This window comes from Micromonospora sp. NPDC007271 (assembly GCF_040634005.1).
In the GTDB taxonomy this organism is placed as follows: domain Bacteria; phylum Actinomycetota; class Actinomycetes; order Mycobacteriales; family Micromonosporaceae; genus Micromonospora.
Window position 1 is genome coordinate 1 of sequence record NZ_JBEYER010000227.1, and the last position, 1,013, is coordinate 1,013.

Consider the following 1,013-nt stretch of genomic DNA (forward strand, 5'->3'; position numbering starts at 1 on the left):
CCTAGATGATTGAGTCCGAAGTCTGGGCTGTACGGCAGCGCGGGCTTGACTGGAGCATGGCGAAGGGTATCGATGTCAGTTTGTGAAGACAGACCTCGATACCCTTCTGACCGCACTCTACGTGTTCCTCGATGATCACGTCATCGGGCGTCGCCGGATCGGTCGTCCGCCGCTGCTGTCCGACGCCGAGTTGCTGTGCCTGGCCATCGCGCAGGTCCTGCTGGACTTCCCCCGGGAACGGCACTGGATCCGCTACGCCCGCAAGCATCTACGCCACCTGTTCCCCTACATCCCTGACCAGTCCGGATACGGCAAGCGGCTACGCGCGGCCGGCCCACTGATCGCCACGGTGATCCGGCACCTGGCCGCCAACACCCCCACCGGCGCGCCGATCCTGCGGCTGATCGACTCCACCCCGGTGCCCTGCGGAGCCTCCCGTGAGACCGCGAAACGCTCGGACCTGGCAGGCGACGCCGGCTACGGCTACTGCGCCTCCCACTCCCGCTACTTCTGGGGCATGCGCCTGTACCTGGTCACCACCGTTGAGGGCATGCCGGTCACCTGGTGCCTGGCAAACCCGAAACTCGACGAACGCGACGTGATCGCCGCCCTGCTGGAAGTCGACCACCACCTCGTGCAGTCCGGGCAGGTGATCCTCGCCGACAAGGGCTTCGCCGGAGCAGACTTCGAGAAGTTCCTCCGCGACGACCTGGGCGCCCACCTGGTCCGCCCAGCCAGGAAGAACACCTCCGACCCTGCCCCCAGCCCCGCCGAACGGGCCCTGCTGCACATGCGTCAGTGGATCGAGGCGATCTTCGACACGCTCAAGGGCCAACTCAGCCTCGAACAACACGGCTCGCGTACCCGCGGCGGCATCTACGCCCGGGTCGGCCAGCGCCTCCTCGCGATGGCGACCTGCATCTGGCACAACACCAAGATCGGAGCGCCCAGAAAGCGATCGCTCATCGCATACGACCACTGAGCAGTCCGAACTTCGGACTCAATCATCTAGT

At 65.6% G+C, this 1,013-nt stretch carries 1 protein-coding gene; it reads left to right on the top strand.

All coding sequences use genetic code 11. The features are described 5' to 3' along the window. Positions 1-82: 82 nt before the first annotated feature. A complete protein-coding gene (locus tag ABZ570_RS34040; protein ID WP_358072310.1) occupies positions 83-982 on the top strand; it encodes an IS982 family transposase in 900 nt (299 codons plus the stop codon). The last annotated feature ends 31 nt before the right edge of the window (positions 983-1,013 follow it).